Below are 17,286 nucleotides of genomic sequence, written 5' to 3'. Positions count from 1 at the left end.
CCGCAATGACTCCTGACTACTTCTTCGAGCCTGTCTATGTGGACGGCCGGCTGCCGCCGCTGCAGGTCTTCCACCTTGGCCGACTTGAAATGGTGAGGCTTGGCATCGACCAAGACAAGTCTGATCTTGATCTGGGACACGCCTTGGCGCGGCTCGTTCACGGTGAGCTGGAGGCCTATGGCACCGACGAGAGGCAGCGGCTGGACGAGGAGCAGATCGCGGCGGCCCTCCGTACCCTTCGGACGGTCCTGGGGCGGCTCGGGATTGACTTCAAGACGCCCTTTCGTGACTTCAAGAGCTTCCGGGGCTACTGGAGCCGCGAGAGCATGGGCGGCGCTGGCGGGTGGGCGGCACGTCGGGGCTACCTGAACGAGCTGTTCGCGCCGATCTGGGAACAGCTGGACGATCTGGAAGACGCGGAGCGGGAGCCGGCTGGGTACCGCGGACCCGACGGCCAGCTGCGGAACGTCATCTTCGCGTCGTCCGACTTCAAGCCGGAGCTCGTATTCGATGACGCGCTCGATAACGTCATCAAGGTCACGAAGAACGCTGAACACTGTCTCATCTACAATCGGCCGCTCGGTAACGCTGGCCTCACCTGGGGTGACCTTGTCGGGTGGTGGCGCCAGGAGCACGGCTTTCGGGACGAAGATGACCGGACGGTAGGTGGCCATCTCTACAACCGGCTGCTCGCCTCACTTCAGGGAAACAAGGTCGAGGAGATCGTCTTCCGCACCTACTGCGAGCGGTACCGCGGGGGAGAATCTGGCAAGCAGCGGCCAGCGTTACTGCCGCAGGTGTACCTGCACTTCGATCCGCTGACCAAGCGGGAACGCCAGCACCTCGGTAAGGGCGATCGCCTGGGGCGCGAGCGTATGGACTTCCTCCTGTTGCTGCCCGGCGGCGTCCGCGTCGTCATCGAGGTGGACGGCGTCCAGCACTACTCGGTGAAAAGGCTTGTCAACCCTAAGCCTGGCCGCAAGATAGACGAGGCATCGCCGCGGATCTACTCGGAGATGGTGGCCGAGGACCGAGCGCTCCGACTTAAGGGCTACGAGGTTTTCCGCTTCGGTGGCTACGAGCTCATGCAACCAGATGCAGTAGCTATGCTTCGGCAGTTCTTTGATGGTCTGGATGCCCACTTCGATCTAAGTCCCACGGCTACCTAGCTTCTTGAGGGAGCCTAGAGCCCGCTACGTCGCCAGATGGCAACCACGGCCGCAGCCGCTGCGACGACCGCAGCTGTGGTCGTCAGGCATGGGATGAGGACTGGCAGGAAGGCTGTAGCAAGCCCAACACCGAGGCCGATGGCAATAATAATCCAGGCGGAGCGAGATGGACGAGTTGGAGGCAAATTCTGGTCTCGTCGAGGACGTGGCCGCAGGTTCATCGGCTGGATCCTTCGCTTGGGGACGCAGGTCAACGAGCCTGCTTCTTGATCCCTTGGATCGCTGGCGTGCTCACATGCATGACATCAGCTGACGACAGGGTCCACCACTATCGCTCCGTTTGCTACAGCTGACAAGCGTCTGCTTCAAAGATCTCTAGTCAGTCGTTTGCATACCGCTTCGAGTTCTGCCCACTTAAAGTAAGGCTCAGCTTGGGCCTCTTTAACCCTCCTTCTATTGCAATTTATTGCATTATGTGCCATAATGCAATATTCCAGACCGAGCCCCTGCTGAGTGATAGGGGTGCGGCCTGGAATCACCAGGCCCTCGATCCCAAATGGGAGACCTGGTGGCAATTGACGTTACGCCTGAGCGCCACAAGAGGCGCATAATAAGCGACACCTCCCGGGCAGATGGTGTCCCTGGTCGCTACAGCCTGGATGATTTCCTCAGCTGCATACGACAGAGCCCCCGCTGGGCACCGAAGGCGCTCGCCTTTAACGTTCGCGGCGAGTTCGTGGGAACCGAGCAGGAAGACGCGGTCACCATCCTGGTGGTCCCGACCTGCATCCGGGCTGTCTATGACCGCCATAGTGTCCCCGAGGCGTTCCACGAGCCGCCAGAGCACGAGTTCGAGGGTTGGCTCATGGGTGATCGCAGCGACTACCCGGAGCAGATCTGGGTAATCGGCTCACTCTTCGGGGATGGAGCAGTTTCACTCTGCCGGCTAGAGCCCGGAGAAGAAACCCCGACGGCACCTAGTCCGCTTCTCAGTCTCTTCAGCGATCTCTTCGGGGAAGATCTCTGATAACCAAGCAGGGCCGCGACATCTGTCGCGGCCTTTTTCATGTTCTTACTCAGCCGCCAGTCACAAGTCTCTCGTCATCCAGAGCAAACCCGAGGTATCGCAGTGGAGTCGGCTTAACCACCTCGAAGCGGTACGCGCCCCGCTCGTCAGGGACTAGCCGCGTTAGCCCAGAAGTTGAGCCGGACCAGAATAGTGGTTCCAGCTTCTGCTCAAAGGAAAACACTTCGCGACTGCGCGTAACCTCTGGCGCGATGACAACCCGCACGCTCACCACTTCATATGGGCGCATCGGACGGATGGTGAAGGTTCCAAAGCGGGATCTCTCGGGACGATTGAACGTCACCACATATCCAAGATCCCTGGCCGTGCCGTGTGGCATCCGCTTAAAGCTAATCACGAGCCGGTTTGACTTGATCGCAGGTGAACATGCGCCACAGATGCAGGAGTACGCTCCACGGCCGACTCCGACAACCTCCTCGGGGTCAACAATGAAGGTCCCTTCATTGAGGGTTGACCTGACGGTTCGGACCGTGTCGAGCCGTTCCAGCGCAAAGGGGTGCGGGCTTTGGCAGCCGGGGTGCTCAGACGCCAAATGGAAGGTGTAGGCCACTTTCTCAGTGCGGGCGCCCTCAACTGCCTGACCCTGCCTTATGAGTTCGTCGGCAAGTATCTCCATTAGGTTCTGCTCCGGGCTGAGAACCCCAGGGTCACCACGATAGGTTCTCTCTCCGCATGTGAGCCCTAAAACTTCTCGCACGCGGGCCCGCCGGAGTGCGGAATCAGATATCGGATTGTCATCCAGCCCGAAAGCCACAAGAAGCCCTTGCCTGACCTGTTTGGCTGGCACCGAAATGGTCTTTCCGGGAACCTTCCCCTTCAGGATTCGGTACTCGCCGCGGAGCGTTGAGGTGGCAACCCTGATCGCTTCATCCACGCCGTTTTGATGGCCGACTACCTTGCCGGTCCTGTCAACGTGAAGCCTGGACCGCACAAGCTCCAGGTCCGCGAGACACTCATAGTCGTTTGTCTTCAGGCACTTCTCGAAAAAATCGCCAGCACATTGCTTGAGCTTAGCGGCTACCGCTAGGCGTGTAGGTGTATCCGGATCAGCATCAGACGACTGCATGGCCACCTCGCACTCGTTGTTGCCTCGGAATTGCCTCGGGACCTTAGACGCACATGTGCTATCGGTCCCATTCTTGAGGCCCGACAGACCTCACGAGCCTCGGCCGGCCAAGGCCGAGGCCAGGTCTCAACTGAAGGGAGCCCGGCGATGAACGGGTTCAACGCGAACGCCTGGGACGACGGCATCGACCAGGCGGCGCGGCAGTTCATGGTGCGGCTCCAGAGAGAGCTGCGCTTCTGGGAGGCGATCAGCGAGGGCGACCCCGTCTTCGTCCGGTCGCTCCACGAGATCGGTTCCATGACGGCCTGGACCTTCCAGCGCCTCGTCGAGAAGCAGGAGACGCACATGAGGAACATCGAGTCCCCCAACCACGGTATCCCCGAGCCGGTGGAGGAGGCCCGCGCGCAGCACAGCCTCGTGCTGGCGCGGGAAGCCGTGGACCAGGCGGAGCATCTGGATCAGCTGGGGGCGGAGGTCGCCGTGGCGCTCGGTGAGCTCGGCGCGCAGGTCGTCGAGCGGGTGACTGTCGACGCCCGGGCGGTGTTCGAGGCCGCCCTGGAGTCCTACGAGCAGCAGCCGCTCGGCGCGACCATCGCGCTGGAGGACGACCTCGCCCAGGCCGCGAGGGCGGTGCTCGAAGAGGTCTGCTTCGTAGAAGGGATGATTCTGGAGGACTGCCTCCGGACGCTGCAGCACTGGGAGTCGACCGTCGGCCTGGAACAGTTGTTCCCGATAGCTAATCGCATTAGCTTCAGCTGGCGCACGGAGTGGACGCAGTTCCAGAAGATCATCGAGGCCAACCGGCTCCTGGACTACCTGCCCGGCCGCGATGAGCTCCTGGGCGCGCCGCCCGATGACCCGGGCACGGTCGTGGACGGCGAGGGGGAGGCGGCGTGACCGGCAACCTGTCCACGCGGGGTACGCCGGATGGTCAGGATGCGTAGCTCCGGCGGCTGGCGCGGGACGCTGGTCTTGATCATCGTCCTGATGATCGTCACCCAGCGTCTCCTGCTCACCTTGATCCCCGTGTTGCCCTGGGTGGTGCTCGGGCTCGTCGCCCTGGCGGTCATCGCCACGGTTGCCGTCGCGATCATCCGGTGGGGCACGCGCTGGTGACGGTGCCGCCGGATGACCTGGCTGCCTGGGTGCGACGGTCACGCAGCGAGCAAGGACTTCCCGCGACAGTCACTGATCCCGACACGGCCGTGACGCTTTGTGAGCTCATCCGGATCGCTCGGGACACCGAGCGGGCCCGGCAGACCGAGCGGCCGACGCGCGGCGAACCGGTCGAGCCCACCGAGTCGCCAGCTGCAGGTTGATCCATCTTCTCGTCGGGGCGGGCTCCGCCCCGGCGATCTTCATTCCCCACTCCCTTTCTTCCTCAAGGAGATTCGCGTGCGCAACCCCCGGTGCCAGCGCCCCCACGGTCGTCGACAGACGGTCGAGGTGATGTGTCCTCGTGACCTGTCCTACGACGCGGTGCTCGGCCTGTTTCGGTCACTCAGCGGCCCCTTGCTGGCCGGTACGCCGCCCCCGACCATCGCCATCGAGGTGGTGGCCGATCGGCTCGGCTTCACCTTCACCGTGAACCTGCCGGAACACCTCCGACCGGCGAGCCAGCAGCTCATCACCACCCTCCTGCCCGGGGCCATCGTCGCGCCGGTCGCCTCGGCGGATGACCGCGTCAGCATGACCGCGTTCAACAAGGTGATCGAGATCGGTCTCACGAGCCAGCACGAACCACTGCGCATCCCGTCTCCGGCCGGAGCGGTGGCATCGTTGCTAAGCGCCTTCACCGGCCTCGGCGACGGTGAGACCCTGGTGCAGCAGTGGATCATTACCGGGGCCCGATCGACGCGCCCGGTGTCCAAGGACGACACCAAGCAGCCTTGGGGCCGGCAGATCGACCCGGCGGCCGACAAGAAGAAGCAGGACGAGCCGGTCTTTCACGTGGTGGGCCGGCTGGCAGCCCGGAGCCACCGGCCCGACGTGCTGCTGGCCCGGTTGCGTGCGCCCTACGCGAGTCTCGGCACCCACGGGGTCCAGTTCAAGCGCCGGTTGGTCTCGCCAGAGACTGCCCGGATGCGCCTCCGTGAGCGATCGGCTCCCGGGGCCAGGGCGTCGATCATGAACGCCGCCGAGCTCGCGATCGTGACAGGGTTGCCCCTGGGCCGCCCAGCGGTCCCCGGCTTGAAGCCCGTGCGGAGCCGCCGCCTGATAGCCGACCACACCATCCCGAGCACGGGTCTGGTGGTGGCGACGTCCAACTACCCCGGAGCCGAGCGTCCCATCGCCCTGCGGCCGCACGACTTGCTCAAGCACGTGCATGTCCACGGTCGTACTGGCGTCGGTAAGTCCGCCTTCATGATCAATCTTGCGGTCCGTCAGATCACAGCTGGCTATGGGGTGTGCTTCATCGACCCGACCGGGGAGGCCGCGGGTCATCTGCTGGAGCGCATCGCGCCCGACCGGCTCGGTGACGTGGTACTGGTCGAGCCGGCCGATGAGGACGGCAGCGGCCTGCACGTCGGTTTCAACATCTTCGATACCACCGCCAAGCCGGATGTTCTGGCCGACCAGGTCATGGCCATCTTTCACGGCATCTACCACGACTCCGGTATCTACACCTCGAACTACCTGCGGGCCGCGATCCAGACGCTGGCGTCGGTACGCGGTTACACACTGGCCGAGATTCCGGAGTTCCTGACGAATCCGGCCTTCCGCGCCCGGATCATGCGGCAGGTGGCCGACCCGATGCTGGACAGCTTCTGGGCACGGTTCGATGAGGCCAAGCCCGCCGAGCAGTTGCGCCTCGTTCAGCCGGCTATCCACCGGGTGCAGCCGCTGCTGCTGCGCGAGAGCGTCAAGCTCACCCTGGGGCAGGCCGATAACCGGCTCGACATGGCCCGGGTGCTGCGCGAGCGCAAGGTCCTGATCGTCTCCATCCCCAAGGGGCTGCTCGGCGAGGAGACCTCAGCCCTGTTCGGCTCGCTCGTGTTCTCGCGGATGTGGCAGGCCGCCATGGCCCGGCCGCGTGACGACCGGCATCCCTACTTCCTGCATGTTGACGAAGCGCAGTCGAGTCTTCACTCAGCGCTACCAATCGCGGATGTGCTGACCGAGGCCCGCAAGTACGGCCTCGGCCTCTGCCTCGGGCACACCCACGACGCCCAGATGCCGGTCCAGGTGCGCGCCGCGATCAATTCGAACACGCGAACGAAAGTTGCCTTCGCCGTCAGTGCGGATGACGCTCACGCCGCCGCCCGCGAACTCGGGCCGCCGGTCGAGCCGGCCGACCTAATCGCTCTGGGCAAGTTCGAAGTGGTCCTCCAGGTGGTGACGGATGATCAGCCGAGCGCACCGGCCACCGCCCGCACCCTGCCCCCGCTGCCGGTCACCAGCTCACCCGTAGAGGTCCGCGCCGCCTCCCGCGCCCGCTGGGCCACCCACCGGAACGTAGTCGAGGCCGCCATCCTGGCCCGGCAGCAGGGGCCGAAGGCCACTGGCCAGGAGCCCCCGCGCGGTTGGGAGGCGTAGCGATGGCCGTGTCAGTCGCCGTAGCGGTCGGGGTACAGGTCGCGCTACACCCCTCCAGCCATCGACCTGGGCAGATGCCCAATCTCGTGTACGGAAGGACTGTCGCCCATGCGTAGTCCTACCTCCGCCCAGTTGTCGCCCCGCGACCGGGCCGTCATCGCCAGCGTCCATCAGCTCGGCCAGGTCTCATCAGGCCAGCTTCAACGGCTCCACTTCGCGGACGGCTCGCCGGCTTCGCGGGGTGCGCGGATGCGCCGCACCATGGCCCGCCTCGTCCGCTGGGGACTGGTCGCCCGACTGCCGCAGCGCTGGATCGGCGGCCACCGCGGCGGCAGCGACGGCTACCTCTACCTGCCGCCGGGCAGCCGGAGCCGGACCTTCCAAGATCACCGGTTCGCCCTGGCCGAGCTGTACGTCGGGCTGGTCGAGGCCGCCCGCGACGGTGTCTTCGCGCTGACCGACTTCGAGGCCGAGCCGACCAGCTACCGGCAGGTCGGGGCGATGACGCTCAAGCCGGACGCCTGGCTGCGCCTCGAATGCAGCGGCCGCGGCCGGCAGGTCTTCATCGAGTTGGACCGGGCCACCGAGTCGGCCGGGCAGATCACCGGCAAGCTCACCACCTACGCGGCGGCCGCTCGATCCTGGCCCGCAGCTGATGGCTCGCTTCCGCTGGTGCTGTTCGTGGTGTCCCACGATCTGCCGACCTGCGAGGCGCGACAGCTGCGGCTGATCCAGCGAGCCATCGAGCGACACCCAGACCGCGACTGGTTCGCCGTCTGCGCCTTCAACGACACCACCGACTGGCTGAGGAGGTAGTCATGTGCGGTCCGCTAGACATCCGCTACTTGGAGCTACGAGGAGACGAACTGTCGGTCTACGAGATCGATCACTTCGGCTGTCCCGCCTTCTTGGTGGGCAGCGGCCACCGGATGGAGCCGCGCAACATCGAGCAGTGGTTCTGGCGGGTGGTGGACAACGTCTCGCCCCCAGCGCCCTACCAGTGCGCCTGCGGTGCTGAATTCATGGGCTGGCCGGCGGTCATGGATCACTGCAACCTCTACCCCTGCCGGGACTGCCAGAGGCCCACTCCGAAGTTTGACGGGTGGAACTTCCGCTGCCCGAGCTGTGACATCGCGGCCAACCCCGACTACCACGAGCGCAACCCGCGGTACTACGGCTGGAGCAGCCAGGAGTGACGATGACCTTGAACTGGCCGCCCCAGCGGCAACGAACGGACCTTTCGGGACCCCCGGTTTGCCTACGGTGGAGCCTCCACCGCCCGAGGCCTGGTGAGGTGTGCCGTGTGGCGACCCCCAACCGATGATCTGTACGCCCGGCTGGGCGTGCCACCCGACGCTGACACGGCCACGGTCCAGCGGGCCTGGAAGGCAAAGATCCGCCAGGTCCATCCAGACGGTCGGGCGGGCGAGGAGCACCGAGCCCACCAAGAGGCAGTGAAGCTCAACGAGGCTCGCGACATCCTGACGGACAGCCTCCGGCGCACGGAGTACAACCTGAGCCGACGGAAGGTGGCCAGCAGCACTGCCTCGGGCCGGCCCCGGCCTGAACCGCCACCGGCTCCGCCCCCGCCGCCGCGGCGTCTGGTTCTGGAGCCCGAGACGATCGACTTCGGCACGGTGTCCGTCGGTGACGTACCGGACACGCAGCAGGTCAGGATCAGCTACAGCGACGGCTCCCGCCTGGGCCGCGTCGCGATGCTCAACCACTGGGGCCGGTTCTGGACGAACGACCAGTACGAGGAGCTGCAGGACGTCACCGCGGCCGTCATCGTGTTCCGCGGCCGGGAGATTTCGACCAGCTTGGAACCCGGTCTGCGGACCGACTGGGTGCAGGTCGCGGTGGACGACGTCCGAGTTGGCATCACCCTGACCGTCACCGTCGCGGAAGCCGTGGTGGTGTCCGAGGCCAGCCCGGCTCCGGCCGCCCCGGCGGACACGCCGTCGCCAGCTGCTGACGCTCCCTCCTCGCAGTCGCGGGTCGTCGTGGGGATCGCGCTCGGCCTGATCTTGGCGGTACTGCTGATCCTGGTCGGCGGCCACATGCTGGGTGGACCGCACGGTCGCCCGGCTGCGCCGCGCCCGACGCCATCGGCGGGGGCGACGGGCCCGGAGACACCTGCGCAGGGGGTGGCTTGGCAGGTGGGGCCGCTGGTGGAGAACATGACCGACGCCACCACCCCGCGGGTGACCGTCGCCGGCCACCTGCTGTACGAGGCCGCCGAAGCCTCCGATGGCCGGACCGCGATCCGAGCCGTTGATCTGGACGCCGGCCGAGCTATTTGGGAGAGCGACCACGCCGCCAGTCCGCCGCAGGCCAACTGGACGTCGCAGGCTGACGCGACCGGCGATGTGGTGGTGAGCGAGAGCAGTACCGGCTTCTTCGGCCTGGATGGTGCCAGCGGCCAGGTGAAGTGGGATCAGCCGTGGCCGTCTGGCACGGCCAGCCCGATCAAGCCGGTGGTGGTGAGTGGCCTGGTCGTCATCGCCGACGGCCCGCAGGGGCCACTCCACGCCTTCCAGGCCGGTACCGGTGTGCCGCAGTGGAGCCGGGGCCTGTCTGGCAAGCAGATCCGCGCGCTGGCCTCGGACGGCCAGACGTTGGTGGCCGTGGAAGACGGGGCCGCTGGCGACATGGCCGTGTCAGCGCTGGACCTGGCGACCGGGCGGATCGAGTGGACGCGGGACCTCGGGCAACTCGGTAGCGGTCCGCAGCTGGCCGGCATCGCTGGCGGCCGAGTGGTCCTCGGCACGAGCGACGGGATCGAGGCGCGGTCACTGAGCTCCGGCCGGGTGCTCTGGCGGGTACCGTTCCCCGGCCACCTGGGCCTGTGGCCCACGCTCTCCGAGCAGGTCGTGCTCGTCCACGTGTGTCTGGGTGGCTGCGCCGACGGGACGCCGCAGCAGGAGATCGCCTACGACGCGGCTACCGGCCGCCAGCTCTGGACCTCCACCGCGGTCTGGTGGGAGATCGACCGGCCGCCGGCCGAGTACCTGACGGGCGGCAGGCTGGTGCGCTGGGCCGATGCGTCGGGCAACCCGGGGCTGTGGCTGGTGGACGGCCTGTCGGGCCAGGTCAGCTGGAGCACCACGCCGCTAGGAGCGCCTGCCTTTGCCACCGCAGATGAACAGCATGCAGTCCTTGTCAAAGCGGACGGCAGCGTGGTGCCTCTACGACGTTGAGGGGGCATGCTCGGTCATCGCGGCTCAGGCGAAGAGGTGCGGCCAGGAGCTGGGGGCTGAAGCTGTGGTGTGGCACTGACGCACGCCGACGATTCCGTCCACCAGCCGGGCGCCGACGAGTCATCGCGCCAGCTCAGCTGTATTGCATGCGCAGTAAGCGACGTTTCAACAAATGGGAGTTGCCACGATGCGGTTTCCCGGACTGCAAGCTGAGGAGCGTGGGTGTGAAATGGAAGTATCTACCTGAGGTGGCCTCCCTGCTCGGGCGCGGTGAGGGCGACTCAGAGTCACGGATGCGAGAGGCAAGAAAGCCATGAATGCCACCTGTATGGCCTGCCGAAAGCCTGCTACCACTGTTCTCTACTTCCAGGGAGACGGCCAACTGCTCGTAGCTGGCTTGGTTAGGCTCGGCATCGAGCCCGACCCGGCAGAGTTTATGATTAGCCGCCTTCTCGAATGTGAGCAAGATGAGGTATTCGAGCATGAGGGAGTATCGGACCCAGTGGCGTTAGTCTGTTGTAAAGAGTGCGCAGGAAAGGCAAAGCTTCCGCTTCCGGTGCAGCCCGGCATGCCAGCACCTATCATTCGCAGCCGCTAGGTTGAGGATCCGATCATGAGCAATCGGCCGGGGTGGGTGCAGTGGCTGATGAGTACCGGATATTGATCTCCAGAAGATGAGCGGTGAGTTGTTCTCTTCGCCGAACAGGGGATCGCCGAGCTCAGCACCTTCAAGAAGGGCACCCCCCTCTTCTGGAGTTCTTAAGCCCCCTTTCTCACCCGCTCGGTAATCTTCCGTCCTGTCTTTAGATCGAGCGGGACATCGCTGGAACCGAAACCTAGGGCTGCAGCGAGAGCAGGACCATGAACGTCAACTGCTGCTTCAGTGAGGCTGGCGAAAGCGTCGATAGAAGCCCGGCCACGGCGCCATCCCGTGAGGCACGTAACCAGTCCGATCACCGCAGCAGGCCACCATTGGATGCCAATCAGAGTGTAGAGCACTCCCCATCCGGCGAGTGTGGCGGCGATCTCAAATTCTGTGCGGGCGGCGTGCAGTTCGTTCCGGGATGACTCTGGCATGATCAACCAGAGGCAAGGCCAAGCGCGCCTCAGCTGCAACCCATATACATTGTCAACTCGGGCGCTGATGGACCCAATCCTGTTGCCCATCCACGTAGCACTCTTGGGTTCTGCCATAGAGAGTTGAAGCTTCTTAGAATTGCTAGTACAACGCTTCCAGCGACTATTGATATTGTTTGTACGTGCTTTGGCTGCCCAGCTGAAGATTCGGGGCCAGTCACCTAGCCACATAGATTGGGTGAAGCTCCCGAGCGCCCTTGCCGTGATACCGACGGCAGCAGCGGCGAGTAACGTCGCGACTGCGAGTAGTCCGATCGTCACCCCCGGCTGCATGCTCAGCTTCTGCCCGAGATCGCGGGACTCGTCGATCAGGTACGTCCAGTCGATCCAGCGGGCCTGCCCCAATATCACCGCGACCGTGCCCGCGGCCAAGAATAGGAGGCCGGGCAACACCAGCAGGGAGAACCACTTCTCGGCCAGCTTCTTGCCCAGCTCGTTGAGGAATCCCTGCACGGCTAATCCCACTCAGCACGGAGTACCTGCCCGCTGATCGCACAGGTAGGCAGTGGTGCGCCCGGCTGATGTTCGCGCCGGCTGCTACAAAGGCCCACCGGGCACACATACACCCCCGGAAGAGGCGGTGGGATTGGTCCATCTAGCGGCTTAAAGCCCATCATACTGTCGATATCAAAGCCGAGACGGGGGCCCAGTACCCTAAGGAGCTCCATGAACTCTCCGCGCTCGCCGGCAACGTTAACGATGTCTGCCAGCTCCTGCACCCTATCGTTGCCCGCGCCCTTCGCTAGTCTGCGGAGGACAGGTAGCTGCTCACACAACCAAGCAGTGTCGTGACGTCGATCAGCCATCTCACTCCCTCGATCGAGCTCGGCACCCAACGACGTGCGTCAGGACGCAGCTCGCGCTAGCGTCGTATACATACCAGGTTTCCCTTCAGTCCGCTTCCGTGGCTCGCCGCATGGGCTCGGTCCTCACTGTCAGTCAAAGCGCAGCCAACACGTTGCGGGTGAGACGCGGGGAGGAAGCATGACCCGGGCGAGTCTGCTAGCCGCAGTGATGGAACGGCTGCAAGAGTTCAACGCAACTGGGGATCCCCAGGTGGTTCTGAGTCAGGAGGCGGCGGCAGAAGCAGCGGCCCTGATGGACAGCCGTACTGATCCAGTGTCCGACGTGGAAGCCTTGTGGGCGGTCGGGTATTTGCACTGGAATCGGTACCTCGTGCTCCCGGAAGAGCAAGGAAGACTGGAGCTGGTGCGGGCCGTCGAGCTCCTGAGTCCGGTCTACCGGCAGGTGCCGGAGCACCCAGAGCTTGTTCCTGACCAGGTTCAAGAGTTCCTCCATCAAGTGACTTCAATGCATGACCATGCTGTCGACCTGCTGGTGGAGGCTGACACGCAGGATCCCAAAGCGATCAATGAAGCGATCGAACTCCTTCGGCAGGCGGTCGACTTCACTTCAGGCATCGATCCCCGCCGCGCGGGCTACCTATCGACCTTGTCCACCGCCTTGATGGACTTGCATCTCAGCGCGTGGGATCTTGACGTGCTCGCGGAGGCCGAGCGAGTAGGCCGGGAAGCAGTCGAAGCCGGCCGGGCAACCGGAGCGAGCGATCCAATGTTGGCCCGCTACCTAGCCAACTGGGGTCAGGCGCTTCATGCGTGGCATGAGCGCGTGGACGACCTGGACGCGCTTGAAGAGGCCATCCGCGGGTTGCGCGAAGCGGCCGAGAAAAGCTCCCCCGAGGACCGTCCGGACTTCGTGTTCGCGCTCAGCAGTGCCCTGCAAGCACGGCATGAGCGTGTGGATGATCTGGAGGCGCTGAATGAGGCCATCAGCCTCGGCAGAGTAGCCCTCGCGGACACCGCTCCCGGTCATTCTCGCCGGTGGTCATCGCTTGGCGGTCTCGCCAACGCCCTGTTGGTCTCGTACAAGCGAACGGGGGACCCAGCCACACTAGAGGAAGCCATCGGCTTCTACCGGGAGGCCGCCGAGGAGACCCGGCTCTACCGGGAGGCCGCCGAGGAGACCCGGCGCGGGCACAAGGGGCGCGGGACCACCTTGTCGGACCTGGGTATCGCCCTGCGCGTTCGATACGACTCGATCGGGGATCTGACCACGCTCAGCGACGCCATCGACATCCAGCGGGAAGCTGTCGCGGCAGAACCAAGTGGCGGGTACTTGAGGCTGGGGTTCCTGACCAATCTCGGCCACACCCTAGTGGTTCGCTATCAGCGCGTACCGGACGAGGCGACGATTGAGGAGGCGGTCGCCGTAAGCCGGGAGGCAGTCGAGGGCGCGTCAGAGAATGATCCCCGAAGGGCTGGATTCCTGGTCAACTTGGGCAGCGCACTTATGACCCAACACGAGCAGACGGGCGACCTCAGGCCCCTCGTCGAGGCGCCGACCGTGTTGAGCAAAGCCGTTGCCGCAACCCCGAGCGGTCACCCCAATCGTGGCATGGTCTTGTCCGGTCTCAGCAGAGCGCTGCAGACCCTGTACGGGCGTACGGGTAACCCACTCGCCCTCGCAGAAGCGGTCCAGGCCGACCGGGACGCGATTGCGGCAACCCCTGCGGACCACCCCGACCTTGCCAAACTCCTGGCAAATTTGGCCAGCGGGTTGAACGCCCAGCAGCAGCACGCTGAACCGGGAGACACCGCAGCGCGCGACGAGGCTGCAATGGCCCTCCGCCAAGCAGCGCACGTGACTGCTGCACCCTCCAGCGTCCGCCTGGAAGCTGCCCGCAGCTGGGGTCGTCTTGAATCCGTGGCCGAGCACTGGCATGAGGCGACTGAAGGACTTGCGACAGCTGTCGAATTGTTGCCGCGCGTTGCTGCACGCCACCTGTGGCCAAGCGACCAAGAACATCAGCTGTCGCGCTTCCCCGGAGTCGTGTCCGACGCCGCCGCAGCCGCATTGCATGCCGGTGACCCGACACGAGCAGTCGACCTCCTCGAACAGGGACGTGGAGTCCTGCTCTCCCAAGCCCTGGAGTCCCGCAGCGACCTGACCGAACTACGCAAGCGCGACCCGAGAGTAGCCGAACAGTTCGACCGGCTCCGTGAAGAACTCGACAGCGACGTCTACTCCTCATCGCTCACAGCCGACACCCTCGAATCGGTTCCGAAGATGAGAGCCGTGGTGGATCGGCGGCATGCGCTAGCCCGCCAGTGGGATCTGCTAATCGAGCAGGAGCCTCAACTCCGGCGCTTCCTGTCGCCCCCGAGTATCGACGAGCTGCTCCGCGCCGCTCAATCGGGCCCGATCATCACGGTCAACGTCAGCGGATATCGTTCTGACGCCATCATTCTGACTCCTGAAGGAGTACATACCGTGCCGCTGCCGGCGCTCACCCCCGAGGCGGTCACCCGACAGGTCGATAGGTTTCTGGATGCTCTGAAAACAGCCCAGGATGACGCGGACGTTGAGAAACGAGTGAACGCCGAGAAACGCGTGGAGAGCACTCTCCGCTGGCTCTGGGATGATCTCGCCGAGCCCGTGCTCACCGATCTCGGCTTGACCACTCGGCTCGAAGATAGTCAACCACCTTCTAGGGTCTGGTGGTCACCAACCGGCCTGCTCAACTTTCTGCCTTTGCACGCAGCCGGCTACCATACCCGCCTTGACGAGACCATGCCGCCGACGGTAATGGACCGGGTGGTTTCCTCCTACACACCCACCGTCCGCGCCCTGAGCCACGCGCGCACCAAAGTGCCGATGGGCGCAAACGTGCAGAAGCTGGTCGTCGCCATGCCACGCACGCCTGGCCAGCCTGACCTTCTTGAGGCTGACGAGGCAGTCAAGATTCTCAACCAGCACTTCTCTGGCAACCTCGAATCTCTTGTCGGGCCGGAAGCGACCCTGGAACGCGTTCTCGCCGCACTCCCGAGCTGTGCGTGGGCACACTTTGCCTGCCATGGGTGGAGCGACACCGATAGCCCGTCAGCCAGTTATCTGGCGCTCCACGACGATGAGCTGTCGGTTCTCAAGGTATCGCAACTCCACAACGATGGCGCTGAGCTTGCGTTCCTGTCAGCATGCAGTACTTTTCATCGCGGGAATCTGACGCTCGCCGACGAGGCCATCCACATCGCTGCTGCCTTCCAGCTCGCCGGCTACACCCATGTCGTCGGCACCCTGTGGCCCATTGGCGTCAATACGGCCATCAAGGTCACTAGTGATCTATATAAATCCCTTCAATCCGACACCTCTGATGGCCCACCAGGAGCCACCCACACAGCGTCAGCCTTAAGCGCCGCTATCCGCCACGTCCGAGACCAAGCTCCCCTCGTCCCTTCACGGTGGGCTTCCTACATACACACGGGACCTTAGCCCTCGTACTCCAGCCGGACTTCCCGCTCCAATAGGGCGCAACACTGCGGCAAGGAACAATCGGCCACCTCTGACACACCGCGCAACGACAGGAGCCGGAAGCCCCCTGAGGCTTCCGGCCCTCGTGCGTATACGAGGCTCAGGTTGTGGCGGGCGCGATCCCAAGCGCCAGGTGCGGGTAGCCGGCGTGGATGCGGTCGCCCAGCTCGATGCCCAGCCCGGCGATGAACGCCTCGATCTTGGCCGTGGCCTCCTCGATGGTGTCGGCCTCGCCCTTGAACTCGAACTCGATGAACTCGCCCAGGCCGGCCACGGTGTCGAAGGCCACCGCGATGCCGTCGGTGACCCACTCCTCGCGGACCTTGTCGACGGTAGTGACGCGAGTGAAGTCGAGCGCGCCCAGCAGCCGGGTGACCGCCTCGGCGTCGGCCACGGTGGTCTCGAACTCGTCGCAGTGGGTCTTGATCGGCTCCTCCAGCGGGTACCACCGCTTGAAGTTGAGCGACGACTCCTCGTCCTCGACCCGGACCCGCAGCCACTCCGAGATGACCTCACCAGCCAGGAAGTCGCGGTGGGGTGCGTTGTAGTAGGTGTCGACCTGGCGCGAGGCGGTGCCGGCCTTGGCCCCGCGGGCCGCCAGGGTGGCCTTGAGGTCGTCCGGCGAGCTGAGGAGCTGGAACTTCTGCTCGACCTCGATGTACTTCATGCGCTGTGCTCCTGAGGGGAGTTGGGGGTGGCGGGTCGGGACGCGGTAAGCATGTCCCGGACGGACGACATGGCGAGCTGAATCGCGCCAATGTCCTCCGAGCTCAAGGGCTCACCCAGACAGGTGAGGTTGCTGCCGATCTGCCGGGCGTTGCGGAAGCCCAGCAGGACGGCGGCGTCAGGGTCGCGCTGGAGCGCATAGCGCACGGCGACGCGGGTGAGATCAGCCCGGCTGCCACCGAAGCGCTGGCTCAGGGTGGCCAGGCCGTCGTGAATGGCCCGTAGCGTTGGCCGAGTGAACAACGAGCCGCCTTGGCGGTGGTCGCCGGTGGGAAAGGCCAGGGGCGAGTTGGGGCTGCGCGCGCCGATGAGCAGGCCCTGGCCCAGCACCTGCTTGAGCAGCAGGCCGACCTGGTGCTGGCGGGCGAAGCTGAAGACGTCGGTCTCATCGGGGCCGTACAGCGGGCTGAGCAGGTTGTAGCGGGCGGTCAGGACATCTGGCTGGATCCGCTCGAACAGGGCCAGGAACCGGGCGCTCTCAGCCGCCTGCGGGTGGTGGGGGCCACTGGCCCACTCGACGGCGAACTCGTGCGGCGCACGCATCCCCACGGCCCGGATCAGGCCGTCGCGCCGCAGCCGCTGGATGGTCTCGACGGCCTCGTCGAGGTAGCGGTCGTCGGGGCCGAAGTCGCTGGAGTGAAGGAAGTACAGGTCGAGGTGGTCGGTGCCGAGGTTGCTCAAGCTGGTGAGCAGTTGCCGCCGGATCTGGGCCGCGGCGTACGGGTGGCTGGCCGTACCGGCGAAGTAGCCCACCTTGCTGGAGATGATCAGGCGGCTGCGGTTGACCTGCTTCAGCAGGCGGCCGAGCAGCCGCTCCGACCGGCCCAGGCCGTAGACATCGGCGGTGTCGTAGAGCGTGACGCCAAGATCGTGCGCCCGGACCAGGCCGGCGAAGGCTTCGTCTTCATCGACCCCGGCCCAGCCAATGGGCACGCCGCGGTTGGTGGCCAGCCCGCCAATCGTCCAGCAGCCGGCCCCGAGGGCTGACACTTCACGATCCAAGCCGGGCAGCTGTCGTCGGTCCATTTTGAGTCC

Annotated in this window: 13 protein-coding genes; 9 read left to right on the top strand and 4 right to left on the bottom strand. The window is 65.0% G+C overall.

The window, feature by feature from the left end:
• Positions 1-5: 5 nt before the first annotated feature.
• On the top strand, positions 6-1,169 hold the full coding sequence (locus ACZ6NC_RS20885) for a hypothetical protein (protein WP_465734832.1): 1,164 nt from the start codon (positions 6-8) through the stop codon (positions 1,167-1,169).
• A 568-nt stretch (positions 1,170-1,737) separates the two neighbouring features.
• On the top strand, positions 1,738-2,196 hold the full coding sequence (locus tag ACZ6NC_RS20880) for a hypothetical protein (RefSeq protein WP_465734830.1): 459 nt from the start codon (positions 1,738-1,740) through the stop codon (positions 2,194-2,196).
• 49 nt (positions 2,197-2,245) lie between these two features.
• Here ACZ6NC_RS20880 and ACZ6NC_RS20875 read toward each other — a convergent pair whose 3' ends face one another.
• Entirely contained in the window at positions 2,246-3,328 is a 1,083-nt protein-coding gene (locus tag ACZ6NC_RS20875) for a hypothetical protein (RefSeq protein WP_465734828.1), read from the bottom strand.
• A gap of 141 nt (positions 3,329-3,469) precedes the next feature.
• Between ACZ6NC_RS20875 and ACZ6NC_RS20870 the strand changes: the two genes are divergently transcribed.
• The 6 genes from ACZ6NC_RS20870 to ACZ6NC_RS20845 all read left to right on the top strand — a co-directional run bounded on the left by ACZ6NC_RS20870 (position 3,470) and on the right by ACZ6NC_RS20845 (position 10,059).
• Complete coding sequence (locus ACZ6NC_RS20870) at positions 3,470-4,219, top strand: hypothetical protein (RefSeq protein WP_465734826.1); 750 nt, start codon at positions 3,470-3,472, stop codon at positions 4,217-4,219.
• A gap of 90 nt (positions 4,220-4,309) precedes the next feature.
• Entirely contained in the window at positions 4,310-4,438 is a 129-nt protein-coding gene (locus tag ACZ6NC_RS20865) for a hypothetical protein (RefSeq protein ID WP_465734824.1), read from the top strand.
• A 279-nt stretch (positions 4,439-4,717) separates the two neighbouring features.
• Positions 4,718-6,859, top strand: a complete 2,142-nt coding sequence (locus ACZ6NC_RS20860) for a type IV secretory system conjugative DNA transfer family protein (RefSeq protein ID WP_465734822.1) — start codon at positions 4,718-4,720, stop codon at positions 6,857-6,859.
• A 108-nt stretch (positions 6,860-6,967) separates the two neighbouring features.
• The gene (locus tag ACZ6NC_RS20855; RefSeq protein ID WP_465734820.1) at positions 6,968-7,675 is read left to right on the top strand and encodes a replication-relaxation family protein; all 708 of its coding nucleotides are present in this window, start codon (positions 6,968-6,970) and stop codon (positions 7,673-7,675) included.
• A 2-nt stretch (positions 7,676-7,677) separates the two neighbouring features.
• Positions 7,678-8,055 carry a hypothetical protein gene (locus ACZ6NC_RS20850; RefSeq protein ID WP_465734818.1) on the top strand — a complete coding sequence of 126 codons (378 nt, stop codon included), beginning with the start codon at positions 7,678-7,680 and terminating at the stop codon, positions 8,053-8,055.
• Between the two features lie 93 nt (positions 8,056-8,148).
• Positions 8,149-10,059 carry an outer membrane protein assembly factor BamB family protein gene (locus ACZ6NC_RS20845; protein ID WP_465734816.1) on the top strand — a complete coding sequence of 637 codons (1,911 nt, stop codon included), beginning with the start codon at positions 8,149-8,151 and terminating at the stop codon, positions 10,057-10,059.
• A gap of 759 nt (positions 10,060-10,818) precedes the next feature.
• Here ACZ6NC_RS20845 and ACZ6NC_RS20840 read toward each other — a convergent pair.
• Positions 10,819-11,649, bottom strand: coding sequence for a hypothetical protein (locus tag ACZ6NC_RS20840; RefSeq protein WP_465734814.1), 831 nt, complete (start codon positions 11,647-11,649; stop codon positions 10,819-10,821).
• 561 nt (positions 11,650-12,210) lie between these two features.
• On the opposite strand from ACZ6NC_RS20840, the gene ACZ6NC_RS20835 reads away from it, so the two are divergent.
• Positions 12,211-15,486: a CHAT domain-containing protein gene (locus ACZ6NC_RS20835; protein ID WP_465734997.1), complete on the top strand. Its 3,276-nt coding sequence runs from the start codon at positions 12,211-12,213 to the stop codon at positions 15,484-15,486.
• Between the two features lie 139 nt (positions 15,487-15,625).
• Here the strand turns inward: ACZ6NC_RS20835 and cyaB are convergent, their stop codons facing one another.
• Complete coding sequence (cyaB, locus tag ACZ6NC_RS20830) at positions 15,626-16,192, bottom strand: class IV adenylate cyclase (RefSeq protein ID WP_465734812.1); 567 nt, start codon at positions 16,190-16,192, stop codon at positions 15,626-15,628.
• On the bottom strand, positions 16,189-17,241 hold the full coding sequence (locus ACZ6NC_RS20825; protein ID WP_465734810.1) for an aldo/keto reductase: 1,053 nt from the start codon (positions 17,239-17,241) through the stop codon (positions 16,189-16,191). The genes cyaB and ACZ6NC_RS20825 overlap by 4 nt, the downstream gene beginning before the upstream one ends.
• Between the last annotated feature and the right edge of the window lie 45 nt (positions 17,242-17,286).

The organism is Kitasatospora sp. NPDC041988 (assembly GCF_055588525.1).
Note: the sequence above shows the minus strand (reverse complement) of the source record. Positions and strands in the feature narration are given on the sequence as shown.